The following is a 26,736-nucleotide window of genomic DNA, read 5'->3' as shown; positions in this document are numbered from 1 at the left end:
GATCGCGACCGGCTCGCTGGACTTCCGGTGGGCCGCGGTGGTGGCGCTGCTGCCCCCGGTCGTCGCGTTCGCGCCCTACCTCCGTCGCGATGTCCTGCCCGTCACCGCGGCCGCGGTGGAAGCCGTCCCGTGGCGACCGCTGCCCCCGGTCGGTGCGGCGCTCGTCCTCTTCTACATGGTCGACACGGCCGCGGCCACCCGGGGACCGACCTACCTCGACGACACCTTCGACACCCCGTCGGGGCTCGTCGCGCTCGCGACGCTGCCCTACCTCGTCGCCAGCGGATTCATGAGGCTCGCCGGCGACACCTCGGTCGCGCCACGGCCCGGTGGCCGTGCTGCGGCATGGCGCCGTGGTCGCCTTCGGCGCGCTTCTCGTCATCGTGCTCGCGCCGACGTGGCCGGTCGCGGTGCTGGGCTTCACGGTGCTGGGGCTCGGGGTGGCCGTGATCGCGCCCCTGAGCTACTCCGCCGCCGCGGTGCTCGCATCGTCCACCGCGCTGACGGGCGCGGCACGGCAGGCGCGGGTCGATGCCGTGATCGCCCGCTTCAACCAGTTCAACTACGTCGGTGCGCTGCTCGGCTCGGTGCTCACGGGGCTGGCCGGCGCGGGCTCGTTGCGGGTGGGCTTCGCCGTACCGATGGTGCTGGTGCTGCTCCTGCTGCCGCTCGCTCGTGCCTTCGCTCCGGCGCCGGTGCCGACGCCCGATCAGATCGGGATGAGCACCCAGTAGTCGAGGTCGAGCAGCACGCCGTCGGCGTACTTGCCGTCCTCACCGCGCAGCGTCATCGACTCGTCTCGACCCCGGGTGGCGACGAGGCGCAGCCGCAACGCGCCCACACCCGGGGCGTCCGTCTCGGCCTTGTCGAGGACCTCGGACCGGGCATAGATCGTGCGATCGGCGTAGGCCGGCGCGACGTGTGCGCCGGCGTTGATCGCCGCGATGAGCTGGGCGTTGGCCGGGCCGTTGAAGGACAGGGCGCGCGCCATCGAGATGACGTGGCCGCCGTAGATCAGCCGGTTGCCGTCGGGACGGGCCTGCGTGTTGAAGTGCACCTTGGCGGTGTTCTGCCACAGGCGCGTCGCGAGCATGTGCTCGGGGTCGGTGAGGGTCACCCCGTCGACGTGGTCGATCTTCTCGCCCACCTCGTAGTCACCGAAGCGGTGCTTCTCCCCCGCCGCCACTTCGTCGTACGCCGTGAAGTCCGGGCCGGCGGGAATCTTCAGGTCAGTCGCGGCGAGCGCGGGCTTGAGGTCGGGCACGAACGGCTCCGGCGCGGGGGCGTCCTCGTCACGCTTGTTGACCATCACCCAGCGGCACCAGTCGATGGCGACCTCGCCGCGCTGGTTGGTGGCGGTCGAGCGGACGTAGACGACGCCGGTCTTGCCGTTGGAGTTCTGCTTGAGCCCGATGACCTCGGACTTCGTGCGCAGCGTGTCGCCCGGCACGACCGGCTGGTGGAACCGGCACTCGGCGTAGCCGAGGTTGGCGACCGCGTTGAGCGAGACGTCGGGGACGGTCTTGCCGAAGGCGATGTGGAAGCCGATGAGCTCCTCGACGGGGTGCTGCTCGAGGCCGACGCTGTGGGCGAACTCCGCGCTGCTCGGCAGGGCGAAGCGCGTCGGGTAGAGCGCCCGGTAGAGCGCGCGGTCACCCTCGGTGATCGTGCGCGGCGTCGCGTGCTCGATCACCCGGCCGACGGTGAAGTCCTCGAAGGAGTTGCCTGCGTTGGTCTTGCCAGTCGTCGTCTTGCTCATGGGCCATATCGTGCCGCACCCCGCGCCCCGAAGGGCGCGGGTGCTCACGTGGTCCTTCTCACGGCTGGCTCAGACGCCGCCGCCACCGGCCTTGCGGCGGTGCATCTTCGGCGCCGCACCACCCTCGATCTCGGCGCCATGCGCCTTCTCGGGCACCGGGCCGTCCCGGTGGACGCCCTTCTCCTTGTTGCTCTTCTTGTCCGGGGCCTCGCGCATCTTGGCCTTGAGGTCTTCGTTCGACATTCGTCCTCCTCGTGGGTCTGGTCCCCACCTTGCCAGCAGGGCCGATCATCGGTCGAGTGGGTTGTGGGTACGGCGCCCTCTCGGCTCGATGAACAGACACGCTCAGCGTGGTCGGCCGGACCGGCGACTGCCGACGCCGGGGGGCGCCATCCACGACTTCCACGCGGTGACCCGACCGGCGACAGTGCTGGATCCTCGGCACCAGAAGGGGGACGATCCAGCACTGTCGTCTGCGCTGCAGATGAGGTGCGAGGATCGACGCGTGAAGAACCGGGCCGTGCGCGATGAGCAGACCGTCACGATCGCGACGACGGTCGTGCCTCCGCCATCGGCGCTCCTGACGTCGCCGGGCAGACTGCGTCCGTGTGGAACCACGAACCCTCCGGCTACGACTGCCCGTTCTGTCGCCTGCAACGAGGTGAGCACAACGACCGCAACCAGCCGGCCGACGTCGTCGCGGTCACGGACCTCGCCTACGCCCGGATCTCGCCGAAGTGGTGGCCGAACAACCCCGGCGCCGCACTGGTGATCCCGCGAGCGCACGTCGAGAACCTCTACGACGTCCCCAGCGAGATCGGCCACGCGGTCTGGGACCTCACGGTGACCGTGGCGAGGGCGATGCGCGAGACCTACGACTGTGACGGCATCTCGACCCGACAGCACAACGAACCCCACGGCAACCGGGACGTCTGGCACCTGCACGTCCACGTCTTCCCGCGGTACGCCGACGACCGGCTCTACGCCCGGCAGGCCGACTCGGTCTACGTGGACGCCGCAGTCCGCGAACCCTTCGCCGAGCGGCTGGCCGAAACGCTCGGCCTTCCTCGCACCTTCGACGCCTGACCGCGCTCAGCCCAGCGAGCGGACCAACGCCTCGTAGGTCTGCTCAGGAGCACCATCGACACTGGCGATCACCACCGCGTCCGGTCGGTCAAGGAGCAGCTTCGACAACCCCGCGTGGTATCCCGCCAGCACGGCGTCGCCACCGTTGGCAGCGACGATCGTCCGCACTGGTCGTGCCACGGATCAGCCGATCCGGTCCCCCGACGCGTGAAGCGAGCCACGGACGAGGCGGCCGAGTCCATCAGGAAGCGCTCCACGAACTCCGCACCCACATCGGTCGCACAACCCGAGAAGAGGGCCACCTGGCTCGGCCTGACCAACATCTGCGGCAGCACGACATCCTCGCCCGAGGCGAGGTACGCGCCGATCATCGCCAACGCTGCCGGCCGGATGAGCGCACCGGCGCCGGCGAAGTCACGGTCCCAGCCACCGATCAAGGTCCGCAGCACGTCGATGTCGCAGTTGAGCACGCCGTCGTGGTCGTCGACGTAGCGCCGGGCCAACGTCGACTTCCCGATCCCCGGCGGACCGTTGAGGTGGATGAGCCGGCTCATCGAGTGAGCACGAGGATCCGGGACGACAGCTTCCCGAGCATGAGGTAGACGGTCCACAGGGCTTCCCCCAGCACCATGTCGTACGCCGCAGCGCCCATCTCCGAGCGGAAGCGATCCGGGTCCCGGCGCAACCGAGCCACTCGGAGCAGTGCAGAGGAGGCGGCGCCGGTCTCCTCCTCATCGTGCTCGCCCCACTCGGACCCGATGTCCGGGGACGCATCCGGGGCGAGCCCGGAGCAGGAAACGGCGTCGTCGATGGACGACGAGCTCATCGACGACGGCACGACGCCCATCACCGGGAACAACCACGACGCTTCCGAGGTCCTCAGCAGCGGCGTCCCGACGTGCTGGTGGATCACCGCGCGCCCGCCCGGACGGAGGACGCGCGCGAGCTCGGCGTACGCATCATCGAGCGAGGGGACCTTCTCGAGCCCGGAGCGGATCCAGACCGGAGTCGGCCGACGCGTCGCCCACGGGCAGGTGCGTGGCACTCCCCCGGCTGAACGTCACCCGGGACGCGATCTCCTCCGGCACGTCGCGGCGTGCCTCGCGCGCGGCGTCGAGGTTGCCCCCGGACGGGGTCGACGCCCAGCACTGCGAGCCCGAAGTGGGTGGCGAGCCGGAACGAGTGAGCACCCGATCCGCAGCCGACATCCACGGCCACGCTGTCGGGCCGGAGGTCCAGCTCGCGCACGATCTGGAGCAGCATCGACGGCCCGCGCGGAGACAAGGACCGGTCCGGGGAGCTCACGAGGATTCCCGGATCTGCGACGCCAGCATCCCGGCCAGAGGCCGGCCAGCGCCGCGTCGAGCACGAGTTCAGACGAGACGGACGCCGGATCGACACCCGGCACGTCGACCGGCGTCAGGTCGTCCCACGACCCGACCAACGAGACGCCCGCCTCGACCAGCCCGTCGATCAGCTGAGAGGCATGGGAGGCGACCCACGGCGCGACCGGCAGCCCGATCGCCGGCTCGGAGGACTTCCGGGCGGCGAGCACCTGCTTGGCCAGCAGCCCCTTGCGCAGGTCGGTGCCCGCCGGGAAGGCCGAGGTCCTGCTCGTTGAGCAGCTCGTTGAGCCGGCGGATCACCCAGGGGTCGACGCCGCGCCGACCGACTCGTTGTCCATCCGGGCCGGAGCGGAAGCCGCCGGGCGGCGTACCGAGGACCGAGCAGAAGCGTTCCCACAGCAGCTCGCGAGGGGCGCCGGGGGGCGGCACGGTCACCAGCGACACAGGAGCAAGGGCACCCCACGTGCGGGCCAGCCGCGCGAGGTTCTGCTGGCGCCAGAAGGTTCGTCCCGATTCGGGAGGCGCGGGGAGATCCGGGGCGCGATGTCCCGGCCGCCGGGCCTCGATCCCGGCGAGGTACTCCGCGAACGTCCGAGTGCGTCCGTTCTGCACGGTCTCCTGCCACATCGCGGCGATCGACCGGTTCAGGTCACGGGCGGTGATCACGACGTCGATCGAGTGCGACGGGAAGGACGCGACGACACGTTCGGCCACGACCGCACGCACCGGCCCGAGGTACTCCATCGAGATCACGGAGGTGCCGTCGTGGGCGTTCACCTTGCCGGCCATCTTGGCCCACTGCTCCTCGCCGGAGCCGAGGACGTCGCGGGCGGCCATCACCCGGGACAGCCAGTTCATGCCCGGCACCGGGATGCCGCGCTCCTCCGGGAGCATCGGCTTGTTGGCGAACAGCCGCGACTGGATGAAGGACGTGCCCGACTTCATCGCCCCTGACGTGAAGGAGCAGCCGACGGGACATGGGGTCAGCCTAGGACTTGAGCTTGTAGTCCTTGAGGAGGCTGCGTCCGATGATCATCTTCTGGATGTCGGAGGTGCCCTCGCCGATCAGCATGAACTTGACCTCGCGCATCAGCCGCTCGATCTCGTACTCCTTGGAGTAGCCGTAGCCGCCGTGGATCCGGAAGGAGTCCTCGACGACCTCGTTGGCGAACTCGGAGCCGAGCATCTTGGCCATGCCGGCCTCGACGTCGACGCGACCGCCGGCGTCCTTGAGGCGCGCGGCGCGGACCATCATCGTGTGGGCCGTCTCGACCTTGGTCGCCATGTCGGCCGGGCGGAACAGCACCGCCCGGTGCTCGGCGATGATCTTGCCGAAGGTCTTGCGCTGCTGGGCGTAGGCGATGCCGAGCTCGAAGCCGCGCCGAGCGAGACCGCACGCGCGGGCGGCGACGTTGACGCGACCGACCTCGACGCCGTCCATCATCTGGAAGAAGCCCTTGCCCGGCTCGCCGCCGAGGATCTGGTCGGCGGAGATCTTGTGGTCCTCGAGGATCATCTCGGTGGTCTCGACGCCCTTGTAGCCCATCTTGTCGAGCTTGCCGGGGATGGTGACGCCCCGGGCGGTCTCGCCGAAGCCGGGGGTCTTCTCGACCGGGAAGGTGGTCATGTTCTTGTAGACCGAGTCGTTGCCCTCGTCGGTCTTCGTCAGCAGCGCGACCGGGGTGGAGGTGCCGCCGTTGGTCAGCCACATCTTCTGGCCGGTGATGGAGTAGGACCCGTCGTCCAGCTTGGTGCCCTTGGTCGACACGGCGGAGACGTCAGAGCCGAGGCCCGGCTCGGACATCGAGAACGCGCCGCGGACCTCGCCGGTCGCCATCCGTGGGAGGTACTTCTGCTTCTGCTCGTCGGTGCCGTGCTGCATCAGCAGGTAGGCCACGATGAAGTGCGTGTTGATGACGCCCGAGACGCTCATCCAGCCGCGCGCGATCTCCTCGACGACGAGCGCGTAGGTCAGGATCGACTCGCCGAGCCCGCCGAACTCCTCGGGGATCGTCAGGCCGAAGACACCGAGCTCCTTGAGGCCCTCGATGATGTCGGTCGGGTACTCGTCGGCGTGCTCGAGCTCCTGCGCTACCGGGATGATCTGCTCGTCGACGAACTGGCGCACCGCCTTGAGGATCTCGGTCTGGTCCTCGGTGAGTCCGTCGGTCTGGCAGAGGCGACCCATGAGAGGTCCTTCCGGTTGAGCTGGCAGATGAACAATCGCTGTCGAACGACAGGTGAGTCTAGGTGCGTACGGCGAAGCGCCGACCGGCGTCCGGCATGAGAGTCGTCACACGCCCTTGAGAGCCCGGCGCAGCCGGGCCGGCGCGTGGGCGGGTCCGCTGGCGGCGGCGTCCGCTCGCTGCGCCGGCGCAGGTCACCCAGCAACGTGGCCACCGGGTCGAGCGCCACGTCGGCGACCTCGGCGTCGGTGACCGAGTCGGGGGTGCCGGCGCGGGGGCAGCTCGTCGGGGACGAGCAACAGGTCCACGTCCCCGATCACGTCGTACGCCGCAGCGCGGATCTTCGCCACCGCGCGAGCGCCCCGCACTCGAGCGTCCTCGACCCGGTCGGCCGCCGGCCAGAACGGTTCGCCCCGGCGGGGGCACGAGCCGATCGTCCGCCGGGAACGACCGGAGCCACACGCCGCGCGACCGGGCGGTGTTGAAGCCCGTCAGCCGCTCGTTGACCCGGCGCAGCGTCTCGGCCTCGACGACTCCCATCGACGAGTTGGCGAACCCGCGCGAGGTGTCGCAGGTGTCAGGTGCGATGCCGAGGACGGAGCAGAACCGCTCCCACAGCTCCTCGCGCGGGGAGCCCGCCGACGACGGGGCGATCAGGTGCAGCCGTTCGGGCGGGACCGATCCAGACCAGCGGTCCAGCACCAGCCCGAGGTCCAGCGAGCGCCAGTCCCACACGTCGCGCGGGTCGTCGCTCTCGGTGCGCCCGTAGTCGGCCAGCGGTGCCGTCGCCTTGTTCTTCAGCGACTCCTGCCAGCTGCTGGTGAGCAGCCCGAGCGGGTCGCGCGTCGTGATGATCACGTGCACCTCGGCCGGCGCCAGCTCAGCCACCATGCGCGTCGCCTGCTCCGCCGACGCGGCGCAGAAGAACTCGTGGCTGATCAACGCGTCGCCGTCGAACGCCGAAGCATCCGCGCGGATCCGCGACCACGCTTCCGAGGCACCCGCTCCTCGGCGCGCGATGCCCGGGTCGTCGCGCACGATCATCGACGCGAACAGGTGGTCGCTCTTGCGAGCACCCGGCAGCAGCAGCCCGGCGGCGCGCAGCTGCGCCCGCCCGGGCCACGCGATGGCCTGCAGGTAGGACGTCCCGGTCTTCGGGAGCCCGATGTGGACGAAGACCCGGCGGGTCATCGGGGTCCCCGCGGCGTTGTTCCGGAGGAGCGAAGCGGGGGAGAAGAACGCCGTGGGGTGATCATGACCCCAGCTCGTCGACGTACTGCTCGACCTTCGCCGGATCGGCGGCGGGCAGCAGCTCGGTGACCACGTCGAGCAGCTCGGCGAAGCGCTGGTTGAGCACCGCACTCTCCTCGGCGCGAGCCGTCAGCGCGGCGACCTGTGCCTCCGGGTCCTCGACGCGTGCGGACAGGTCCTTCTTGGACATTCTCATTGCCACTCCACCTCCGGGCGGCAGGACCGCCACTGCTTTCCGTCGGACAACTCTTCGCCGTAGCCGTAGTCGATCGCCTGCCCGACCGGGTCGACCATCCCGGTCACCACTCCACCACGCGCCTCGACATCGTCGATCACGTCGCCCGGCGACAGTGCGCGCACCAACGAAGGTCGCCCTTCGGGATCCCTCGATCGGCGACGTCAGGAACTCAGTGCACCCGCTCTCCCGACTCCAGCACCATCGAGACGAGGCGCCAGAAGTTGTCCACGCCGTACGGCGACGTCGAGTCGATCAGGTGTCGCGCCAGCACGGTGCGCCGGCCGGGACGCGCCTGCAGCAACGCCCCCCACGACAGCACGTGCCGCAGCTCGAGCAGGTTCATGGTCCGCAGCTCCGCGGGCCAGCCCTGCTCCGCCGCCTTCGCCTTGATGAAGTCCATCGCCACGCCGGAGTAGTCGAGCCCGACCGCCGGTCGTCCTTGCTTGGCCAGCCAGCGCACGTCGCGACCACGGCCGCAGCCGACGTCGAGCACCCACGTGTCGGGGTCCTCACGCTCGTGCAGGTGCCGGGAGATGTCGTGCGGCGGCTGGTAGGGCGGCAGCAACCGCGCGAGGCCGTAGCGGTGGTCCCGGGCCCGCGGTTCACCCGCGTGCCGCGGAACCACTCGTCGAACCGGCGCTGGACGTCCGGGTCCTTCTCGTAGCGGAACGCCGGGTCCGGCACCCGCCAGCCCGGCCCGTAGGTCGCCGCCAGCAGCCGCTCCGGATCGGCCGGCGCGGGCAGTCGACGACCGTCGAGCGTGACCGTGCCGAGCGGGAAGATCCACTCGCGTTCTGTACGGCGCCCAGATCTCGCCGAGGAGCGCGAGGTGTCCCTCGGAGAAGAAGCCACCGAAGACGTCGAGGCCGCGAATCGAGCCGTCCGCGTCGGGCACGTCGATCTTGAACGCTCCCCCGCTGTGGCGGCTGGTGGCGTAGCCCCGGCGCTCGACGGCGCGCTGGACCCGGTGCGACTCGCGGATCACGTCGATCGGGTGGCTGTGCTCGCTGACGTAGCCGACGTCGGCGTCGTTGTCGTGGCCGAGGAACGTGCCCTCGCGCACGGCGCCCAGCAGCGTGCCGTAGGCGGGGAACGCTTCCAGCCCCTGCTCCTGCAGCAGTCCGAGCACGGTCTCCAGTGCATCCAGCAGCGGCGTGAGCTCGGCCGCCTCCTTGGTCTCGAACGTCTTGACCAGCTTGCCGTACATGTCGATGCCGAGCGGGGCACCGTCGCGGCCGACCACGGTCAGCCGCCGGTCGTCGTCGCCGAAGCGGACCTCCTTGTCGAAGACGGTGGTGCCGTCGCCCAGCGCGATGCTCAGCTGGGTCACACCGACGAGGTGCAGGGTGAGTCGCTCCGGCCACGCGATCGTCCGCTCGGACGCCCCGAACGACGAGCTGTCACGCACCGACCAGAAGGACCAGATGCGGCGGCCGTCGAACGAGAGGTTGCAGAGCACGTCGTCGGTCGCGGCGAAGCGCAGACCGTCGTCGTCGACGTGAATGTCTTTCAGCATTGACTCAGACCCGGCCGAGGAACCGGTCCGGGATGCGCACGAACGGGCGGTTGCGCATCGCCTGCACACGGCCGCCGCCGACCGCGCGCCACGTGTCGGGGCCGGCCTGCTCGACGATGCTCGGCAGCTTCTTCAGCGGTGGGCCGAAGGGCTTGATCTCGTCGTGGTCGATCTCGGCGGTGATCTCGTCGAGCAGGTTGACCATGTCGCCGCCGCTGCGCTCCCAGCTGGTGCGGGCCGCCCGACCATCGCTACGGAACATCTCGTGCCGGTGGTCGGCCACTGCCTTGAGGTGGTCACGGTCGGCGAACTTCATGTGGAACATGAACAGCTCGGGATCGACCTCGAAGGGGCACTTGATGCCGTGCGAGGCAAGCGCCCAGTTGGCCGGCTCCCACTTCAGGGAGGGCTTGCACATCAGCGGCAGGAACTTCGCCAGCCGGCGCTGCCCCGGGATCGGCTCGCCGTCCACGAGGGCCGGTTCGGCGGCCACGTCGTGCACGAGGTTGAGGCCCATCACGCCGACGGCCCGGCGGCCCGGCCGGGCCGCGACGAAGTGGCGCAGCGACTCGTGCACCTTCGGGTCGGCGACGATGAACTCGTCGACGTCGCAGAAGATCGTTGCGTCGTACGCCTCGAGCAGGCCGGCTGAGAGACCGCCGAGCAGTCCCATCCGGGCCGGCTCGAACGACTTCTTCGTCAGCGGCGGGATCCGCAGCACCGGGCACGGGAGGTCGTCGGTGGAGCCGTCGGAGCTGTTGTCGTCGACGACGACGAGGTTCTCCGCGCCGACCTCGCGGGAGTAGTGCTCCACCCAGCGACGCAGCATCGTGCCCTCGTCGCGGGCCATCGTGATGACGGCGACGTTCGGGAGCCCGTTCATGCGTTCCTCTGCTTCTTGCTCCGGCGCAACCGTTGGCGGTGCTTGTCCTCGCGCTCCATGCCGATCTGGGTCATCCGGGCCGGGCCCTCCATCGCCGCGTCCAGCTGCTGCTCGAGCGAGACCTGCTTGGGGTGCACCCCGCTGACCTTCTGCGGCAGCAGCTCGTCGAGATCGCCGATGACCCGGTGCCCCTGCTTGCGCAGCGCGGCGACCTCGGCGGCACCGCGCTTGATCACCCAGCGCTCGTCGACGCCGAGCGTCGGCTCGCCGCGGCGGGCGACCAGCCCCCGCTTGGTGAGCAGGTGCTTGACCAGCAGGTCGTAGAACTTGTGGTCCGCGGCGGGCGTGCCGTCGCGGCCGAGGATCTCGTTGAGGTGGCGCAGCGTCATCGCCGTGGCCAGCCCGATCGAACGGTTGGCGCGCACGTTGAGCTCGAAGGCCTCGGGATCGAGCTGCAGCACCTGCGCGAACCGCTCCCACAGCAGGTTGCTCGGGGCACCCTTCGCCGGCACGGTCATCAGCGTGAAGTGGTCGGCGCCGACGGCGTCGCTCCACCGTTGCGCGATCGCGGGCCGTGCCCCGGTGGTTCCAGAAGTTGCGGGCGACGGGGTTGGCGTTGTCCTCGGAGCGCATGGCGCCGAGGTAGTCGTCCCCAGTCACCGCGGACCCGTTCTGCACGGACTCCAGCCACATTGCGGCAATGTTGCGGCCCGTGTCGCGACCGGTCAGGACGACCTCCAGACGACCCTCGAGGGAGGCGCGGATGATCTCGATCTTGCGCGTGACGCGCGGTGCGAGGAACTCCATCGAGACCACGACCGTCCCCGGGGCCGCGTTGACGGAGTCGACCAGCGAGCACCACGGACCGGCCGGATCGAGCGGCGGCTGGTCTGGCCCGCCGTGCGCGATCAGGTCCTGCACTGCGGCGACTGGTCGCGCCAGCGTTCGCCGGCGAAGGAGATGCCGTGGTGTGCCAGTTCGTCACCGTTGTTGCCCGGGACGTTCTGGATGAAGCTGGTGCCCGACTTCATCGAGCCGATGTGGAGGACGACGCATTCAGCCACGCCCGACTCCTTCCTCGATGCCGTCGGCATCGTGCAGCCGGCCCCGGTTGGCCGGTAGTGCGTGGAAGACCCTACGGCAGGCGCACATCCACGAGGGCCATGTTGTGGTCCGTGACGATGCTGAGGAGCGGCGGCCGGGTGTACTCGAAGTTCGCGTAGGCGGCCTCGGGCGGCCCGAAGATCCAGTCGACGCGCATCCGGCTGGGCGGGTTGGTGCACTTGCCGGTCGCCGGGTCGTAGGAGCCGCCGAACGGGCTGACCGGGTCGGTCTTCGACAGCACCTTGCACAACAGGGTGCGCTTCTCGTTCATGTCGCCGACGAAGAACACCGGCAGTCCGGTCGCGCGCAGCTCGTTGATCTTGGCGATCTGCACGTTGGTCGCCCGGTCGCGCTTGAACTGGTAGTCCCGGGGCGCGTTGTGCACGTTGATGACGTAGATCTCCTTGCCGGTGACCCGGTGCCGGAGCTTCACGATCGGGCGCGGCAGCTCCTTGCTGATGAACTGGTTCATCATCGACGTCTTCTCGACCGCTTCCCAGACGCTCGTGCGCCACGCCGGGGCAGCCTCGGAGGCGTCGTCGCCAGACTCGGGCCGGGGCCAGACGTCCCACGTGCCCCGAGCGGCCTTGAGGAAGTGGAACATCTGGTCGGAGTTGGGCTCCTGAAGGCCCATGATGTCGATGGCGCTGGCGTCGAGCTGGTCCGCCATCCAGCCCATGCGGGTGGTGGCGGGACCGAACGAGTCGTCGCCGGCGTAGGGCCGGGTGTGCCCGTTGCCGAGCGCGTTGACGGTGGCGATCCGGAAGTCGGTCGCGCCGGCGGGGTCGACCGGCGGCAGCGGCTCGACCTCGGTGGGCGAGGGGCTGCTGGTCAGCGTGCCGTTGCCGAGCTGGGCGCGGTCGTTGGCGCCCCAGCAGGTGGCCCCGGAGCTGGTGAGGCCGCAGACGTGGCGCCACCCACCCTCGATCTGGGTCATCCCCGCCGGGCCGGCAGCCGGCTCCATGGCGAACGGCGCACTGCCGTCGCCGATGAGTCCGTAGGCGTTGTTGCCCCAGCAGAAGACCTGGCCCGAGTCGCTGAGCAGGCAGGAGCCGCCCTCGAAGGTCGTGATGTCGACGGCCTTGCGGCCACCGAGGACGAGCTGCGGGTCGGCGGTGGTGGTGACGTTTCCGTTGCCGAGTGCGCCGTAGGTGTTGCGACCCCAGCAGTAGACCGCGCCGGTCGTTGCGATTGCGCAGGTGTGCGACCACGAGGTCGAGACCTCGGCCCAGTTGGTGGAGGTGCCGATGCGGGCCGGCTTGTTCTTGCCGGCGAAGGACCCGATGCCGAGCTGGCCGAAGAGGTTGCCGCCCCAGCACCACAGCGAGCCGTCGGTCTTGGTGCCGCACACGAAGCGGCTGCCCACCGAGACGGTCGCCCACTTGCCACCGGGCAGCTTGTAGGGCTTCGCCTTCTGCTTGGCGGCGACGGGGGCCGAGCTGTCCGGCCGCGTTGTCACCCCAGCAGTAGAGCTTGGCCCGGCTGGTGATGGCGCAGGTGTTGAACCGGGAGGCGTTGACGCTCTTCCACTTGGTCCCCTTGGCCACCACGACGGGCTTGGCGCGCACCTTGGTGGTGCCGTCGCCGACCCGGCCGCGGTGGTTGAGGCCCCAGCAGAAGAGCTTGCCGCTGTTCTTGATACCGCATGTCGACGCGCCACCGGCGGACACGGAGCGCCACTTGTTGCCGCCCTTCACGCGCTGCGCCGTGGCCACGTCCGGGCCCACCGTGCCGTCGCCGAGCTGACCGTACTGGTCACGCCCCCAGCACAGGAGCGAGCCGTCGCCGGGCAGCCGGCATCCGTGCTCACCGCCGCTGGACAGGGTCTCGACGGCGGCGCGGCGCACCTTCCGCTCGACCGGACGCTCCTGCCGGGACGACTGGGTGGACGACTGGATGGACGTCTGAGCGCTGGCGCTGACGATCGATGCCCCGGCGCCCGCGGGGGCGGCCGGGGGTGATCGGCATGAACGCGCTGGCGATCAGGGCGATGAGGGCGACGGGCGCCTTCATGGCAACCTCCGAGATAGACGACACGGGCAGGTCTGGCAAGAACAGGCAACAAAAGACAACTTGAGCAACATCTGTCACGGTAGTTCACAATGCAACAGGGGCCAGACCGTGACCGGCGTGGCCCCTGCAGTGAGTGACGCGTGTCAGCGCCCTCGGGTTATCACATGGCGGGTTTCATCTTGCCCAGACCCATTTCTCGGCGGACCTGCGCGAACGGGTCGAAGCCGGCCTGCTGGCGCAGCACGATCTCCTTGACCAGCTCCTGTCCCTGCGGGGGCGGGTTCTTGAAGAGGTAGTTGATGAAGCCGGAGTAGTCCTCCTCAAGCGACTGGCTGCGGACGATGAATCCCTGCTCGTCGGACAGAGTGCTCATGCCCGACCAGTTGGCGCTGCCCCGGTAGACGATGTGCGAGGAACGCTTGCCGTCGAAGTTGCCGGAGATCGTCAGCGCCTTCATGTGGATGTAGCGGTCGACGTAGCCGTCGTCGTTGGTGTCCTCGAGGATCGTCTTGCGCGGGATGTTCTTGAGGTTGTCCGCGCGTTGTTGTTGAGCACTCCGTAGACGAGCTTGATGTTGCAGCCCCGCTCCTTGAGCCCCTTCAGCTTGCCGGAGACGGCGGTGCCGATCTTGCCGTTGAACACTGCCTGCGAGACCCGGATGACGGTGGTGCCGTTCTTGCCGGCGTCACCGACGGCGCCCTTGCACTTCACCTTGTCCAGCAGGCGCATGACGTTGTAGTTGCGGAGCTTGCCCATGTTGGGGAAGAACCAGCCCTCGTAGTTGCCGTCCTCGAACGTGTAGAACGCCTTCTTGATCGGCTTGTCCGCGACATCTGCCAGAAGACGTGGGCGTAGTTGTCCCCGTGTGACCCGGCGATCGACGATCGTCAACAGGTCGTTCCACTGGACGTACGCCGCGGCGTCGGTGAGGTTGGCGGACGTGGACATGACAACGTTGTTGCGCCCGCCGGTGTGGGAGAACATGAAGAACTTGCCGTGCTGGATGCCCTCCTTGCCGCGGCAGGAGTTCTTGCAGGTGCGGAACCAGCTGACCATCTCGTCGGAGCGCTTCTTGTTGCCCTTGGCCAGCGCGTCGCGCGTGTGCGGGTAGTAGCTGCCCGCACCCCGGGACTGCGCCGGGCCGTTGGCCATGATGATCTGCACGCTGACACCGCGCTTGTGCGCCGCGATCAGGTCGTTGACGTAGAGGGCGTTGCTGTAGTTCCGGGTCACCGGGGCGGATCTTCGAGCCCTCGGGGCTGTTCGCGATGGCGTTGCGGATGTAGCGGTTGATCTTGTGGGACTGCTCCGGGTCACGCGGCTCGTTGAAGCGGACACCGGGCTTCGGCTGCCACTTGCTGGTCGACTGCGTGGGCTCCTCGGTCGGAGTCGTCGGGACCGGCGTGGTCGGCGCCGGGGTGGTCGTCGTCGGGACCGGCGTGGTGGTGGTCGGCGCTGGCGTCGTGGGCGCCGGGGTGGTCGGGACCGGGGTCGGCGTCGACGACGACTCCGCCGATCGCTCGAGGGCATTGGCACGGGTCGCGAGCATCGTCAGCGGTGCAATGACCGCCGGGATCGAGGCCGCGACCGTGATGGTCATCCGTGACTTCATGGTGGTGACTTGTCCCCTTGTGTGTCAGACGAAACTTCAGTGCGCAAACGAGCGGGCGTGCAGGTAGTGCTGGTAGTGCTGTGATGGCGCCGCGGCCCCATTGGTTGTGCCAGCGAGCCAGTTGTTCAGGCTCTGGCAGGTCGCCAGCAGCTGCTGGTAGTCGGCGTTGGTCTCGAGATCGCCCGCGTCGGTGATCTCGTTGCCCTTCATCGCAAAGAATCGGCCGTCCTGCTCGATGAAGGTGGCGCCGTAGCCGCACTTCTTCTTCGCCGGCTTGATCGTCTCCCCGTCGGTGGTGCAGGCCGTGTAGTCCGCCGGCAGCACCTGCCCGTCGACCCAGACGTCCGCGCACTCGGGCAGTGCGCCCGCCTCGGTCGTCGCCTCGCTGGGCGACTCGCTGGGCGTCTCGGACGTGGTCTCCGAGCTCGGGTCGGTGGCCCGGTCGTTGTCCGCTTCTGTTGCCACACGCGCCGAGCGCGGTGACGGCACAGAGGACGACGAGGACGGCCGAGAGCCTGCTCCGCAGATTTGCCATACCACCGATGGTAGGTGAAGTCAGCAGCACGACCACATCTCGCGCACACCCGCTACCGTGGCGTCGCGTCCTGCGACGCGCTCGCCCCCGGTAGCCTTCGATGCCATGAGCAGCACTCCGACCGGGGGTCTACCCGGCCCGCCTCGTGGGTCTGCCCATCTTCGACCCGCAGGGCGATCAGGTCGCCAAGGTCCGCGACGTCGTCGTGGCCCTGCGCTCCGACTCCACCAACCAGCCACGGGTGCTCGGCATGGTGGCCGAGGTGTTCGGCCGGCGCCGGATCTTCGTGCCGATGACCCGGGTCACCAACATCGACAGCGGGCAGGTCTACACGACCGGGCTGCTCAACATGCGCCGCTTCGAGCAGCGCAGCACCGAGACCCCGGTGATGGGTCAGATGTTCGATCGCCGCGTGGTGATCAAGGACACCGGCGTGCAGGGGACGGTCTACGACGTCGCGATGGAGCAGGCGCGCAACCGCGACTGGGTGCTCTCGCGCGTCGCCGTACAGGAACCGTCGAAGGGCTTCCGTCGACGCGGCCAGACCCACACCCTCGAGTGGCGCGACGTCGAGGGGCTGACCCGGCGCGAGGAGACGCAGGGCGCGACCCACCTCAACGCCACGCTGAGCGAGATGCGGCCCGCCGACGCGGCCAACGTCATCCACGAGCTGCCGCGCGAGCGCCTGCTGGCGGTGGTCGCGGCGATGAACGACGAGCGGCTCGCCGACGTGCTGGAGGAGCTGCCCGAGGAGGACCGGGTCGAGATCCTCGAGCTCCTGGACCGCGAGCGTGCGGCCGACGTGCTGGAGGAGATGTCGCCCGACGACGCGGCCGACCTGATCGCCGACCTCCACCCCGACACTGCGGCCACGCTGCTCGGACTGATGGAGCCGGAGGAGGCCGAGGACGTACGCCGACTGATGTCCTACGCCGACAAGACGGCCGGCGCCATGATGACGCCGGAGCCGGTGATCCTCTCCCCCGACGCCACGGTCGCCGACGCGCTCGCGCACGTGCGCAACCCCGAGCTGACCCCCGCGCTGGCCGCGCTCGTCTACGTCTGCCGCCAGCCGCTGGAGACGCCGACCGGGCGGCTCATCGGCGCCGCACACATCCAGCGACTGCTGCGCGAGCCCCCGTCGACGCTGGTGGCCGCCGCCCTCGACGAGTCGATGGACCCGTTGCGCCACGACGCGACGATCGACGAGGTGGCCGCGCACCCGGCGACGTACAACCTCGTCGCCTGTCCCGTCGTCGACGAGGAGGGGCGCCTCCTCGGCGCGGTCACGGTGGACGACCTGCTCGACCACATGCTGCCCGACAACTGGCGTGACCGGGCCGACCGGCCGGGGCCCATCTCCGGGGCGGGTGGCCGATGAGCGAACCCCGCACCCGCGCCCGCCTCGACACTCCCCGCGAGACCCGGCGTCCGCCGCTGATGCGTCGCCCCAACTACGACGCCGATGCGTTCGGCTCCTTCGCCGAGCAGTTCGCGCGCTTCATGGGCACCGCGAAGTTCCTGATGTGGATGACGCTGTTCGTGATCGTCTGGATGGCGTGGAACACGCTGGCGCCGTCCGAGTGGCGATACGACGAGTTCCCCTTCATCTTCCTGACCCTGATGCTCAGCCTGCAGGCGTCGTACGCCGCACCGCTGATCCTGCTCGCCCAGAACCGGCAGGAGCTCCGCGACAAGGTGGTGGCCGAGCAGGACCGCCGAGCCAACGCGCGAGCGCACGCCGACATGGAGTTCCCGGCCCGCGAGGTGGCCTCGCTGCGCATGTCCGTGGGCGAGGTCGCGACGCGCGACTTCCTGCGCTCGGAGCTCAAGGGGCTCTATGCGGACCTCGAGGAGCTCGCCCGAAGTGACGAAGACGACGACCGCGATCAGCCACCACTGGGGTGAGACGCCCGGTCGGCTCGTAGACTCGACTCCATCATGAGCACCCCGACTGTCGATCAGATCACCGCTGCCCTCGCCCGAGTCAACGACCCCGAGATCAAGCGCCCCATCACCGAGCTGAACATGGTCGATTCCGTGACCATCTCGGACGGCGGCGAGGTCGCCGTCACCGTGCTGCTCACGGTGGCCGGCTGCCCGCTCAAGGACACGATCACGCGCGACGTGACGGCGGCCGTCAACACGGTCCCCGGCGTCACCGGTGTCGACCTGACGCTCGGCGTGATGACCCCGGAGCAGCGCGGCGGTCTCAAGGAGGTCCTCAGCGGCGGCAAGGCCGAGCGCGAGATCCCCTTCGCCCAGCCCGGCTCGCTGACGAAGGTCTATGCGATCGCCAGCGGCAAGGGCGGGGTCGGCAAGTCCTCGGTGACCGTCAACCTGCGCTGGCGATGGCCAAGCAGGGGCTGAAGGTCGGCATCGTGGACGCCGACATCTACGGCCACTCGGTGCCCGCGATGCTCGGCGTCGCCGACGCGCCCCACGCAGGTCGACGACCTGATCATGCCGGTGCCGACCCCCAGCGGCGTCTCGGTCATCTCCATCGGGATGCTCAAGCCGCGGCGCGACCAGGTCGTCGCGTGGCGCGGCCCGATGCCTCGACCGGGCCCCGGTCCAGATGCTCTCCGACGTCTACTGGGGCGACCTCGACGTGCTCCTGCTCGACCTGCCCCCGGGCACCGGTGACGTCGCCATCTCGCTGGGCCAGCACCTGCCCAACGCCGAGTTCGTCGTCGTCACGACGCCCCGGAGGAGGCCGCCGCCGAGGTCGCCGAGCGCGCCGGCACGATGGCCTCGATGATGCACCAGCGCGTCGTCGGCGTGGTCGAGAACATGAGCTACCTGACGCTGCCCGACGGTTCCACCATGGAGGTCTTCGGCAGCGGCGGCGGTGACCGCGTCGCCGCGACCCTGTCGCAGCGCTTCGGCTACGACGTCCGGGTCCTCGGCCGCATCCCGCTCGATCCCTCGCTGCGGGAGGGTGGCGACGCCGGCAAGCCGATCGTCGACTCCGATCCCACGTCGGTGGCGGCCGTCGAGCTGGTCAAGGTCGCCGAAGACCTGATCGGTCGCGGACGCGGCCCGGCCGGCATGCAGCTGGGCCTCACGCCGAGCGCGAAGTTCTGACCCGTGTTCGGCGTCGGGCTGGCTGAGATGGCGTTGATCGCGTTCGTCGCGATCATCGCCTTCGGCCCCGACCGGTTGCCGGTGCTGGCCAAGCAGGCCGGCATCATGATGCGCAAGGCCAAGGCCATGGCCAACTCCGCGCGCGACGAGATCCGCGAGGAGCTCGGCCCCGACTACGCCGATCTTGAGCTGCGCGACCTCGACCCCCGCACCATCGTGCGGCGCCACATCATCGAGGCGATGGAGGACGAGGACGCCCGCCCCCTCGCCGAGCCCGCCCCGGCGGAGGGCCAGCGCCCGCCGTACGACGTCGACGCGACCTGAGCCGGCGGATCAATCCCGGCTCTGCACCGCACTGATCGCGTCATAGGCGATCAGCACCGCCTCGTCGCCGGGCGTCGTGATCTCGACGAAGTCGGCGCCGACGCGGCGTACGACGGCTTCGTGCTGGCCGCCGTCGACGAGGTGTACGACGCAGCGCACCCGTGACTCGGCCAGTCGGCGCAGCGCCGACGTGACCCCCAGCTTGTGCAGCGGCGACCGAGCGACCTCGGGGATCGAGCGGTCCGAGGCACCCTGGACGACCTCGATGCAGGGCGTGCGCACGATCCAGTCCTGCGCGTGGCCGCTGACCGGGCACCAGCCGAGCCCCATGCGCTGCAGCTCGCCCTCGATGCGTCCCACGCCCACGACCGTGAGCGCCAACCGGTCGCCGACGCTGGCCATCAGTCTCGAGTCGAGGGTGACCCGGCGGTATTCCGCACGGCTGCGATCGAGGAGCTCCGCGTCGCGCTCCTGCTCGTAGAGCGCCGACGCCTGACCCTCCGGGTCGTCGAAGAGGGAGAAGAGCTGGTCGTCCCGGGAGGGATGTGGCGCCATGTGCCGACCCTAGCCCGCCTGTGCACAACCCTTTGACATCGCGCCCAAAGTTGCCTTAGATGATGCAAACGGACGCAAACGAAAGGTTCGGGGATGTCTCGGGGGAAGAACTCATCAGTGGGCCGCTGCCCGGCGGTCTGGTTGCTCGTCACCACGGCCGTGCTCGCGACCTGGTCGGCCGTCGCCGACGCGGCCGGGTCGCTCACGTCGTCCACGGTCTGGCACGGCTCGTTCGAGGACCTGCTCGTGGCGGTCGCCTCGGCGGCGCTGGTCGCGTGCGCGGGCTGGCTATGGCTCGTCACCACCGCCACCGTTGCCGACCCGGTGCGCGGTCGCCCCGCCTCCACGGCGCCGCGAGGACTCACGCGACGCCCGGTGCTGGCCGCCTGCGGTGCCGCCGTCCCGGCCGGTGTCTCCGCCCCGGCGATGGCCGGCAGCGGCGCCGGGGACCACTCCCCGGTCGGCCTGCCGATGCCCGACCGGGCCGTCGCCGACGCGGTCGCGCACCCGATCCAGCGACCCGCCCCCAAGCCGGCCCGGGTGGCCCTCGAGACGCCCGCAGCCATCACCGTTCGGGCCGGCGACTCGCTGTGGTCGATCGCATCCGAGCGGTTGGGACCAGCTGCCTCAACCGCCGACATCGACGCGGCCCGGCGCGAGCTCTATGCGGCCAACCGGCAGGCCGTCGGCGCCGACCCCGACCTCATCCACCCCGGGCTCGACCTCGAGCCGGGTTCGGAACCGAAAGGCACGACCATGAGCGAGCGAAGCGAGCGAGTCAATCAACACAGCGCGGATGGTGCCTCATGCGCGCACGGAGCGAAGCGAGTACGTGCATGAGCGCCGCCAACGTCATCCCGATCCGACGCACCGTCCCGGTCGCCAGCGTCCGGGGGCTCGCTCGCCCTCGACCTGACGCCTCGGCTCGACCCGCCGGACACCGAGGTCCGGGCACCGTCGCCCCACCACCCTCCCCAACGAAGCAGCGACCTCGTGGCGTCCGAGGCCCTGCAAGCGCGCCGAGCTCGACCAGTTCGTCCGCCGTCACCCGGCCTGCGCCGTCGAGATCGCGTGCGGCGACCGGCCCGCGGCCCAGCTGCTGCGGCACTGCTCCCCCGAGGTCTACGGCGAGCTCACGCGCCGCGCCCGGCTCGTGGCCAAGGCGGCGGGGACCACCCCGGCGCTCGGTCGCGGTCGTGGTGCCATCCGGCCGGTGCTGCGATCGACCCGCACCAGCCCGGTCCGTGACGACGCCCTCGAGGCTGCGGCGCACGTGCGCTACGGCGCCCGGTCCCGCGCCCCGGCCGCTCGCTTCGAGGTCGTCGACGGTCGCTGGCAGTGCCCGGCCCTCGAGTGGGCGTGAGCAGTCGAAACCCAGTCCGTTCCGGAGCCGGGTGGCCTTGGTTTCGACACGGCGCTGGCGCGCCTGCTCAACCAGCGGCTGCCGTCAGCCGCCGACGGTGGCGTGACCCGAGGCCCCGCCGGGTGCACCGTGGCACTGCTTGTACTTCTTGCCCGAGCCACAGGGGCACTTCTCGTTGCGACCGGTGCCGGCGAACGGGTCGTCGGCGACCGGGGCGGCCTTCACCTCGGCCTCGCCGTCCTCGCTCGGGGGCGGAGTAGTTGAGGTTGGTCGGCCTCGCCTTGCGCTCCGGGCCCTTGGCCCGGATCTGCGGGGCAGCATGCGGGTGATCGTGATCGTGGTCATGCGCGTGGGCCTGCGCCTGCGCGGAAGTCGATCTGCGGCGTCGTCGGGTCGAGCGCGGGTGCGCTCCCCCGGCGGTCGGCGTCGGTGAAGGTGTCGGCCGGAGCCTCCTCCTCGACCTCGACACGGAGGTTGAACAGGAAGCCGACCGACTCCTCCTTGATGCCGTCCATCATGGCGGAGAACATCTCGAAGCCCTCGCGCTGGTATTCCACCAGCGGGTCACGCTGGGAGTAGGCGCGCAGGCCGATGCCCTCACGGAGGTAGTCCATCTCGTAGAGGTGCTCGCGCCACTTGCGGTCGAGCACGGACAGGATGACGCGCCGCTCGAGCTCACGCATCACCTCCTCGCCCATCTCCGCCTCGCGTCGGTCGTACGCCGCCCGGATGTCCTTCTTCAGGTCCTCGATGAGCGCCTCGCGGCTCAGACCGGCGCGACCCCCGGCAGCCTTGACGACCGACTCGGCGGTCATCTCGCTCGGGTAGGTCTGGTGCAGGGCGGTGAACAGGCCGTCGAGGTCCCAGTCCTCCGCATAGCCCTCGGTGGAGCCGGTGACGAAGCCGACGATCACGTCGTCTGCGAAGCTGCGGATCTGCGACTCGAGGTCAGCGCCCTCGAGCACGCCACGGCGCTCGCCGTAGATGACCTCGCGCTGGCGGTTCATCACGTCGTCGTACTTGAGGACGTTCTTGCGCGACTCGAAGTTCTGCGACTCGACCCGGCCCTGCGCGCTGGCGATGGCGCCGGTGACACGCTTGTTCTCGATCGGCACGTCGTCGGGGACCTTGAGGACCTGCAGGATGCGGTCGACCCAGTCGGACTTGAACAGGCGCATCAGCTCGTCCTGCAGCGACAGGTAGAACCGGGACTCGCCCGGGTCGCCCTGACGGCCGGAGCGACCGCGCAGCTGGTTGTCGATGCGGCGCGACTCGTGGCGCTCGGTGCCGACGACGTAGAGGCCGCCGAGGGCCTTGACCTCGTCGTGCTCGTTGGCGACGGTCGCCTTGACCGACTCGAGGGTCTCGGCCCACTTGGCCTCGTAGTCCTCGGCCGTCTCACCGGTCGGCTCCGGGCCCTGCTTGCGCAGCTCCCCGGTCGGCGAGGAACTCCACCGAGCCGCCGAGCATGATGTCGGTGCCTCGACCGGCCATGTTGGTGGCCACGGTGACCGCGCCCTTGTGGCCGGCCATCGCGACGATCTTCGCCTCGTCGGCGTGGACCTTGGCGTTGAGGACGGTGTGCGGCACGCCCTTCTTCTTCAGCAGGCCGGAGAGCAGCTCGGACTTCTCGACCGAGACGGTGCCGACCGGGATCGGCTGGCCCACCGCGTTGCGCTCGGCGATGTCCTCGACGACCGCGTCGTACTTCGCCTCTTCGGTGCGGTAGACGAGGTCGCCCCCGGTCGATGCGCGACATCGGCTTGTTGGTCGGGATGGGCACGACCCCGAGCTTGTAGATCTTGTCGAACTCGCTGGCCTCCGTCATCGCCGTACCGGTCATGCCGGAGAGCTTGTCGTAGAGGCGGAAGTAGTTCTGCAGGGTGACGGTGGCGAGGGTCTGGTACTCCTCGCGGACGGTCACGCCCTCCTTGGCCTCGATCGCTCGGTGGAGCCCGTCGTTGTAACGACGCCCGGCCAGCATGCGGCCGGTGTGCTCGTCGACGATGAGCACCTCGCCGTCCATGACGACGTATTCCTTGTCGTTGCGGAACAGCTCCTTGGCCTTGATGGAGTTGTTCAGGAACGAGATGAGCGGGGTGTTGACCGAGTCGTAGAGGTTCTCGATGCCGAGGTGGTCCTCCACCTTGGTGATGCCGGGCTCGAGGACGGAGATGGTGCGCTTCTTCTCGTCGACCTCGTAGTCGACGTCCTTGCGCAGCGACGAGGCGATGGTCGCGAACTCGCCGTACCACTTCACCTCGTCCCGGGTCGGACCGCTGATGATGAGAGGCGTCCGGGCCTCGTCGATCAGGATCGAGTCCACCTCGTCGACGACGGCGAAGTTGTGCCCGCGCTGGACACAGTCGGCCGGGTCGTCGGCCATGTTGTCGCGGAGGTAGTCGAAGCCGAGCTCGTTGTTCGTGCCGTAGGTGATGTCGGCGGCATAGGCGACGCGACGCTCGTCGGGGCGCATGCTCGGCAGGATCACGCCGGTGGTCAGGCCGAGGAAGTGGTGGATGCGACCCATCCACTCGGCGTGGTACTTCGCGAGGTAGTCGTTGACCGTGACCACGTGCACGCCCTTGCCGGACAGCGCGTTGAGGTAGGCAGGGAGCGTGGAGACGAGGGTCTTGCCCTCACCGGTCTTCATCTCGGCGATGTTGCCGAGGTGCAGCGCCGCGCCACCCATGATCTGGACGTCGTAGTGCCGCTGGCCGATGACGCGCTTGGAGGCCTCGCGGACCACCGCGAACGCCTCGGGCATCAGGTCGTCGAGGGTCTCGCCCTTCTCCAGCCGCTCCTTGAACTCTCCGGTCATGGCCACGGAGGTCGGCGTCGGTCATCTTGACGAAGTCGTCCTCGATGGCGTTGACCGCCTTGGCGATCGTCTCCAGCTGACGCAGGATCTTGCCTTCGCCGATGCGGAGGAGCTTGTCGATGATGGCAGGCACGGTGATGCGACTCCGTATGAAGTGGGTGAAGCAGAGAATGGGGCGGCCGGATGGCCGTCGATCATGCTACCCACGCCACCCAGCCGTGGCCGAAGCGGCAGCGAGTGCGGACGCCAGATCCCCGCGCTGTTCCACCACGACCTCGATCAGCCGCAACCACCCGGCCAGCCTGTCCAGCTCCGCCGCGAGCTCCTCGGCCGTCTCCTCGGGGGGCTCCCGCTTCGCCGTACGCGCCCTTCACGAGGAGCCGCCCGGTGGCCCGGTCTGCCTTCAGGTCGACCCGCGCGACGATCGCGTCGCCCAGCAGGAACGGCAGGACGTAGTAGCCGTGGACGCGCTTGGCGGCAGGGACGTAGATCTCGATGCGGTAGAAGAAGTCGAACAGCGCCTCGGCCCGGTCCCGCTCCCACACCACGGGATCGAAGGGGCTCAGCAGGGCCCGGGCGCCGACGCGTCGCGGCACCTTGGCGTCCGCGTGCAGGAACGCAGGTCTGCGCCACCCCTGCACCTGTACGGCGGTGAGCTCGCCGGTCTCGACGAGCGTGTCGACCGCGGCCCCGGTGTCCGCGACCGGCATCCGGTAGTAGTCCGCGAAGCACTTGACGGACCCGACACCGTGCGAGCGAGCGGCCCGGCGTACGAGCTCGACGTCCGCCTCCGCCCCGGTGGGCGTCGGCAGCGTCAGCACGTCGGCGGGAAGCACCCGCTCGGGCACGTCGTAGAGCACCTCGAACTGGCTGGTGCGGCCCGCGATGGCCACGTCGCCGGTGAGGAAGAGGAAGTCCGGGACCCGGCGCGCGTCGGACCAGTTCCAGCCCCAGTGCTCCTTGACCCGGGGACCGCTGAATTCCTCGTCGAGACCGCGCGCGGTCACCGGCCCACGCTCGCGGACGGCGGCCGGGATCCGTGGCTCCAGCAGGGGATCTGCGGTGAAGCCCCACTTGCCGCGCTCGCCGCGGTAGCGGTCCATCCGATGCTGCATGACGGGCCACAGGTCGACCGGCATGAAGGCCTGCACGTGTGCCCAGTACTCCACCATCCGGCGCGGCCGCTTGCCATGATCACCCGCGGCCCGGCTCAACAGACTCACGTCGTAGTCGCCCATCCGCGAGTAGAGCGGCATGAAGTCGCGCGCTGCAGCACGTTGACCGAGTCGACCCGGAGCACGCCGGTGCGAGCCAGCGTGCGTTCGAGCGTCTTCATCGACGGGGCCGCGTGCGTGCGGTCCGTGAAGCCCCGGGCGGCCAGCGCGATGCGGCGGGCCTGCAGCTTGCTGATCGACTCCATCGTCCGGACCTACGGCAGGTCGAGAAGCTTTTCCTTCATGGCATACATGACGGCTTCCATGCGCGAGTGCAGCTGCAGCTTCTCCAAGATGTTGCGCACGTGGTTCTTCACGGTGTTCTCGGAGATGAAGAGCTCCTTGGCGACCTCGCGGTTGTTCAGGCCGCGCGCGACCAGCCGCAGCACCTCGAGCTCGCGCTCGGTGAGCTTGAGCGCGGTGTTCTGCTGCTTGTCCGGCTTGGACATCTGCTTGAACTCGTCGATCAGCTTGATCGCCATCGACGGGCTGATCAGCGACTGGCCCTCGTTGACCACGCGGATCGCCTGCGCGACCTCCTCGATGGAGGAGTCCTTGAGGAGATAGCCCGACGCACCGTTCTTGACGGTCTCGTAGAGGTCACCCTCCTCGTCGGAGACGGTGAGCATGATGATCTTGGCCGAGGGCACGGCCTCCTTGATCGCCCGGCAGGCGTCGACGCCGGAGCGACGCGGCATGCGTACGTCGAGGAGCACGACATCGGGCGCGAGCGACTCGGCCAGATCGGTGCCGGTGATGCCGTCGGCGGCCTCCCCGACGACCTCGATATCGGCGTCCTGCGCCAGCAGCATCGTCAGGCCGCGACGGAAGAGCTCTTGGTCGTCGACCACGAGCACGCGGATGGGTTCGGTCCCCGGCGTTCCTGTTGCCTCGGTCACGCCCGCATCATGACAGACACGGGCGTGACCGGTCGCCCTCGGACCCTCCGTCGGGCCGTGTGGGTCCGTCCAGCTCAGTCCGGGTCGAGCGAGATGACGCCGTAGTCGTAGCCGCGACGGCGATAGACGACCGAAGGCTTCTCGCTCTCCTTGTCGACGAAGAGGAAGAAGTCGTGGCCCACGAGCTCCATCTCGTAGAGGGCCGTGTCGAGGGTCATCGGCGCGGCCGCGTGCGACTTCTCGCGCACCACGAGCGGTCCGTCGCCGGTGACCGTGATCGGTCCCCACGGCGTTCGGTCACGACCTCGTCGGCGTCGTCGTTGGTGACCGGGATGGCGTCAGCACTGCCGGCCATGGCCTGTCCGACGGATTGCGGGGTGTGGCGGCCACGGTGCACGCGGCGGCGGTCTGCGGCGCGACGCATCTGGGAGGCCATCTTGTCGAGCGCGAGGTCCAGCGCGCCCATCTTGTCGTCGGCTGCTGCCTCCGCGCGGATCACCGGGCCCTTGGAGAAGGCGGTCAGCTCGATCTTGATGGAGCGGTCGTGTTGTCGGGGGTTCTTCTCCTCCTCGACCTCGACCCGGACTCGAATGATCCTGTGATCGTGCTTCTCGAGCCGAGCGAGCTTTTCTGATACATGTTCACGGAACCTGTCTGACACCTCGAAGTGCCGGCCGGTGACCACAACATCCATGTGAACCTCCTTGTAGCAGGGCTACTACTGCGCGCACACTCCTGCACTCTGTTTGGCAAGGTGAGATGGAGCCCGCCCGGCCGACCCGGTCTTCGTCCCCACAATCGCCTGCGGGAGCTTTCGCAGCTTGAATGCCACTACCGGCCCTCTCCCGACGAGCGCCGTATCTGACGGCGGCGCCGAGGCAGGACTTACTTCTAAGCCGCACCGTGATCGGCTGTTGCCAGCCTTACGTGGGCCGTTTCGCCTG

The 26,736-nt window shown here is 69.4% G+C and carries 34 protein-coding genes and 4 pseudogenes; 10 read left to right on the top strand and 28 right to left on the bottom strand.

What is annotated here, in order from left to right:
- Positions 1–329 precede the first annotated feature (329 nt).
- Positions 330–734, top strand: coding sequence for a hypothetical protein (locus LP418_RS18960; protein WP_257953233.1), 405 nt, complete (start codon positions 330–332; stop codon positions 732–734).
- Here LP418_RS18960 and LP418_RS18955 read toward each other — a convergent pair.
- The gene (locus LP418_RS18955) at positions 710–1,759 is read right to left on the bottom strand and encodes a MaoC family dehydratase (protein ID WP_257953232.1); all 1,050 of its coding nucleotides are present in this window, start codon (positions 1,757–1,759) and stop codon (positions 710–712) included. The two genes, LP418_RS18960 and LP418_RS18955, sit on opposite strands and share 25 nt — an antisense overlap.
- Positions 1,760–1,828: 69 nt before the next feature.
- The gene (locus LP418_RS18950; RefSeq protein ID WP_257953231.1) at positions 1,829–2,002 is read right to left on the bottom strand and encodes a DUF5302 domain-containing protein; all 174 of its coding nucleotides are present in this window, start codon (positions 2,000–2,002) and stop codon (positions 1,829–1,831) included.
- A 363-nt stretch (positions 2,003–2,365) separates the two neighbouring features.
- Here LP418_RS18950 and LP418_RS18945 point away from each other — a divergent pair, with 363 nt between their 5' ends.
- The gene (locus LP418_RS18945) at positions 2,366–2,845 is read left to right on the top strand and encodes an HIT family protein (protein ID WP_257953230.1); all 480 of its coding nucleotides are present in this window, start codon (positions 2,366–2,368) and stop codon (positions 2,843–2,845) included.
- Positions 2,846–2,913: 68 nt separating this feature from the next.
- Here the strand turns inward: LP418_RS18945 and LP418_RS18940 are convergent, their stop codons facing one another.
- From LP418_RS18940 to LP418_RS18890, 11 genes are all read right to left on the bottom strand, one after another.
- Complete coding sequence (locus tag LP418_RS18940; protein WP_257953229.1) at positions 2,914–3,399, bottom strand: ATP-binding protein; 486 nt, start codon at positions 3,397–3,399, stop codon at positions 2,914–2,916.
- Entirely contained in the window at positions 3,396–3,758 is a 363-nt protein-coding gene (locus LP418_RS18935) for a hypothetical protein (RefSeq protein ID WP_257953228.1), read from the bottom strand. The genes LP418_RS18940 and LP418_RS18935 overlap by 4 nt, the downstream gene beginning before the upstream one ends.
- Entirely contained in the window at positions 3,755–4,108 is a 354-nt protein-coding gene (locus LP418_RS18930; RefSeq protein ID WP_257953227.1) for an SAM-dependent methyltransferase, read from the bottom strand. The genes LP418_RS18935 and LP418_RS18930 overlap by 4 nt, the downstream gene beginning before the upstream one ends.
- A 110-nt stretch (positions 4,109–4,218) precedes the next feature.
- A complete protein-coding gene (locus LP418_RS18925; protein ID WP_257953226.1) occupies positions 4,219–5,136 on the bottom strand; it encodes a hypothetical protein in 918 nt (305 codons plus the stop codon).
- Between the two features lie 43 nt (positions 5,137–5,179).
- A complete protein-coding gene (locus LP418_RS18920; protein WP_257953225.1) occupies positions 5,180–6,379 on the bottom strand; it encodes an acyl-CoA dehydrogenase family protein in 1,200 nt (399 codons plus the stop codon).
- Positions 6,380–6,437: 58 nt separating this feature from the next.
- On the bottom strand, positions 6,438–7,568 hold the full coding sequence (locus tag LP418_RS18915; RefSeq protein WP_257953224.1) for a hypothetical protein: 1,131 nt from the start codon (positions 7,566–7,568) through the stop codon (positions 6,438–6,440).
- A gap of 61 nt (positions 7,569–7,629) precedes the next feature.
- A complete protein-coding gene (locus tag LP418_RS18910; RefSeq protein ID WP_257953223.1) occupies positions 7,630–7,824 on the bottom strand; it encodes a DUF6752 domain-containing protein in 195 nt (64 codons plus the stop codon).
- On the bottom strand, positions 7,821–7,991 hold the full coding sequence (locus tag LP418_RS18905) for a hypothetical protein (protein ID WP_257953222.1): 171 nt from the start codon (positions 7,989–7,991) through the stop codon (positions 7,821–7,823). The genes LP418_RS18910 and LP418_RS18905 overlap by 4 nt, the downstream gene beginning before the upstream one ends.
- A gap of 44 nt (positions 7,992–8,035) precedes the next feature.
- On the bottom strand, positions 8,036–9,382 hold the full coding sequence (locus LP418_RS18900) for a class I SAM-dependent methyltransferase (protein WP_257953221.1): 1,347 nt from the start codon (positions 9,380–9,382) through the stop codon (positions 8,036–8,038).
- A gap of 4 nt (positions 9,383–9,386) precedes the next feature.
- On the bottom strand, positions 9,387–10,265 hold the full coding sequence (locus LP418_RS18895; RefSeq protein WP_257953220.1) for a glycosyltransferase family 2 protein: 879 nt from the start codon (positions 10,263–10,265) through the stop codon (positions 9,387–9,389).
- Positions 10,262–10,783: a hypothetical protein gene (locus LP418_RS18890; RefSeq protein ID WP_257953219.1), complete on the bottom strand. Its 522-nt coding sequence runs from the start codon at positions 10,781–10,783 to the stop codon at positions 10,262–10,264. Before LP418_RS18890 ends, LP418_RS18895 begins: the two co-directional genes overlap by 4 nt.
- Positions 10,784–10,787: 4 nt before the next feature.
- Here LP418_RS18890 and LP418_RS18885 point away from each other — a divergent pair, with 4 nt between their 5' ends.
- The gene (locus LP418_RS18885; protein WP_257953218.1) at positions 10,788–11,387 is read left to right on the top strand and encodes a hypothetical protein; all 600 of its coding nucleotides are present in this window, start codon (positions 10,788–10,790) and stop codon (positions 11,385–11,387) included.
- A 13-nt stretch (positions 11,388–11,400) separates the two neighbouring features.
- Here LP418_RS18885 and LP418_RS18880 read toward each other — a convergent pair whose 3' ends face one another.
- The 5 genes and pseudogenes from LP418_RS18880 to LP418_RS18865 form a co-directional block, all read right to left on the bottom strand.
- On the bottom strand, positions 11,401–12,828 hold the full coding sequence (locus LP418_RS18880; RefSeq protein WP_257953217.1) for an endonuclease/exonuclease/phosphatase family protein: 1,428 nt from the start codon (positions 12,826–12,828) through the stop codon (positions 11,401–11,403).
- Positions 12,829–12,847: 19 nt separating this feature from the next.
- A pseudogene (locus LP418_RS33850) lies at positions 12,848–13,216 on the bottom strand (RCC1 domain-containing protein); the annotation flags it as partial.
- The gene (locus LP418_RS18875) at positions 13,176–13,382 is read right to left on the bottom strand and encodes a hypothetical protein (protein ID WP_257953216.1); all 207 of its coding nucleotides are present in this window, start codon (positions 13,380–13,382) and stop codon (positions 13,176–13,178) included. The gene LP418_RS18875 and the pseudogene LP418_RS33850, both read right to left, overlap by 41 nt.
- Before the next feature lie 160 nt (positions 13,383–13,542).
- Complete coding sequence (locus tag LP418_RS18870; protein WP_257953215.1) at positions 13,543–13,839, bottom strand: hypothetical protein; 297 nt, start codon at positions 13,837–13,839, stop codon at positions 13,543–13,545.
- Positions 13,836–14,615: a phospholipase D-like domain-containing protein gene (locus tag LP418_RS18865; RefSeq protein WP_257953214.1), complete on the bottom strand. Its 780-nt coding sequence runs from the start codon at positions 14,613–14,615 to the stop codon at positions 13,836–13,838. Before LP418_RS18865 ends, LP418_RS18870 begins: the two co-directional genes overlap by 4 nt.
- Before the next feature lie 185 nt (positions 14,616–14,800).
- Here LP418_RS18865 and LP418_RS18860 point away from each other — a divergent pair, with 185 nt between their 5' ends.
- Entirely contained in the window at positions 14,801–15,061 is a 261-nt protein-coding gene (locus LP418_RS18860; RefSeq protein ID WP_257953213.1) for a hypothetical protein, read from the top strand.
- Here the strand turns inward: LP418_RS18860 and LP418_RS18855 are convergent.
- Complete coding sequence (locus LP418_RS18855) at positions 15,031–15,459, bottom strand: hypothetical protein (RefSeq protein WP_257953212.1); 429 nt, start codon at positions 15,457–15,459, stop codon at positions 15,031–15,033. The genes LP418_RS18860 and LP418_RS18855 overlap by 31 nt on opposite strands.
- 215 nt (positions 15,460–15,674) lie before the next feature.
- Between LP418_RS18855 and LP418_RS18850 the strand changes: the two genes are divergently transcribed.
- From LP418_RS18850 to LP418_RS18835, 4 genes and pseudogenes are all read left to right on the top strand, one after another.
- Positions 15,675–16,910, top strand: coding sequence for a magnesium transporter MgtE N-terminal domain-containing protein (locus LP418_RS18850; protein WP_257953211.1), 1,236 nt, complete (start codon positions 15,675–15,677; stop codon positions 16,908–16,910).
- Positions 16,907–17,437, top strand: a complete 531-nt coding sequence (locus tag LP418_RS18845; RefSeq protein ID WP_257953210.1) for a DUF1003 domain-containing protein — start codon at positions 16,907–16,909, stop codon at positions 17,435–17,437. The genes LP418_RS18850 and LP418_RS18845 overlap by 4 nt, the downstream gene beginning before the upstream one ends.
- A gap of 33 nt (positions 17,438–17,470) precedes the next feature.
- A pseudogene (locus tag LP418_RS18840) lies at positions 17,471–18,616 on the top strand (Mrp/NBP35 family ATP-binding protein).
- A gap of 3 nt (positions 18,617–18,619) precedes the next feature.
- A complete protein-coding gene (locus tag LP418_RS18835) occupies positions 18,620–18,940 on the top strand; it encodes a sec-independent translocase (protein WP_257953209.1) in 321 nt (106 codons plus the stop codon).
- Between the two features lie 9 nt (positions 18,941–18,949).
- Here LP418_RS18835 and LP418_RS18830 read toward each other — a convergent pair whose 3' ends face one another.
- Positions 18,950–19,495 carry a hypothetical protein gene (locus tag LP418_RS18830; RefSeq protein WP_257953208.1) on the bottom strand — a complete coding sequence of 182 codons (546 nt, stop codon included), beginning with the start codon at positions 19,493–19,495 and terminating at the stop codon, positions 18,950–18,952.
- Positions 19,496–19,588: 93 nt separating this feature from the next.
- Here LP418_RS18830 and LP418_RS18825 point away from each other — a divergent pair, with 93 nt between their 5' ends.
- Together LP418_RS18825 and LP418_RS18820 are read left to right on the top strand one after the other, a co-directional pair.
- Positions 19,589–20,335, top strand: a complete 747-nt coding sequence (locus tag LP418_RS18825; RefSeq protein ID WP_257953207.1) for a LysM peptidoglycan-binding domain-containing protein — start codon at positions 19,589–19,591, stop codon at positions 20,333–20,335.
- Between the two features lie 196 nt (positions 20,336–20,531).
- Positions 20,532–20,858: pseudogene (locus tag LP418_RS18820) on the top strand (Rv3235 family protein); the annotation flags it as partial.
- An 84-nt stretch (positions 20,859–20,942) separates the two neighbouring features.
- Here the strand turns inward: LP418_RS18820 and LP418_RS18815 are convergent.
- From LP418_RS18815 to hpf, 8 genes and pseudogenes are all read right to left on the bottom strand, one after another.
- Positions 20,943–21,203 (bottom strand): SEC-C metal-binding domain-containing protein, encoded by a 261-nt coding sequence (locus tag LP418_RS18815; RefSeq protein ID WP_257953206.1) that lies wholly within the window; start codon positions 21,201–21,203, stop codon positions 20,943–20,945.
- Positions 21,200–22,288 carry a preprotein translocase subunit SecA gene (locus tag LP418_RS33845; RefSeq protein ID WP_442940285.1) on the bottom strand — a complete coding sequence of 363 codons (1,089 nt, stop codon included), beginning with the start codon at positions 22,286–22,288 and terminating at the stop codon, positions 21,200–21,202. The genes LP418_RS18815 and LP418_RS33845 overlap by 4 nt, the downstream gene beginning before the upstream one ends.
- A gap of 437 nt (positions 22,289–22,725) precedes the next feature.
- Positions 22,726–23,625: pseudogene (locus LP418_RS33840) on the bottom strand (preprotein translocase subunit SecA); the annotation flags it as partial.
- A gap of 248 nt (positions 23,626–23,873) precedes the next feature.
- The gene (locus LP418_RS18805) at positions 23,874–24,935 is read right to left on the bottom strand and encodes a winged helix-turn-helix domain-containing protein (RefSeq protein WP_336275759.1); all 1,062 of its coding nucleotides are present in this window, start codon (positions 24,933–24,935) and stop codon (positions 23,874–23,876) included.
- Positions 24,899–25,099 carry a hypothetical protein gene (locus LP418_RS31165; protein ID WP_336275758.1) on the bottom strand — a complete coding sequence of 67 codons (201 nt, stop codon included), beginning with the start codon at positions 25,097–25,099 and terminating at the stop codon, positions 24,899–24,901. Before LP418_RS31165 ends, LP418_RS18805 begins: the two co-directional genes overlap by 37 nt.
- A gap of 9 nt (positions 25,100–25,108) precedes the next feature.
- Positions 25,109–25,792, bottom strand: coding sequence for a response regulator (locus LP418_RS18800; RefSeq protein WP_257953205.1), 684 nt, complete (start codon positions 25,790–25,792; stop codon positions 25,109–25,111).
- Between the two features lie 74 nt (positions 25,793–25,866).
- A complete protein-coding gene (locus LP418_RS31160) occupies positions 25,867–26,010 on the bottom strand; it encodes a sigma 54 modulation/S30EA ribosomal C-terminal domain-containing protein (protein WP_336275757.1) in 144 nt (47 codons plus the stop codon).
- On the bottom strand, positions 26,007–26,486 hold the full coding sequence (gene hpf / locus LP418_RS18795) for a ribosome hibernation-promoting factor, HPF/YfiA family (protein WP_336275756.1): 480 nt from the start codon (positions 26,484–26,486) through the stop codon (positions 26,007–26,009). Before hpf ends, LP418_RS31160 begins: the two co-directional genes overlap by 4 nt.
- Between the last annotated feature and the right edge of the window lie 250 nt (positions 26,487–26,736).

Origin of the sequence: Nocardioides sp. B-3 (assembly GCF_024703895.1) — a bacterium.
In the GTDB taxonomy this organism is placed as follows: Bacteria; Actinomycetota; Actinomycetes; order Propionibacteriales; family Nocardioidaceae; genus Nocardioides.
This window is presented reverse-complemented; position numbering and strand designations above follow the sequence as displayed.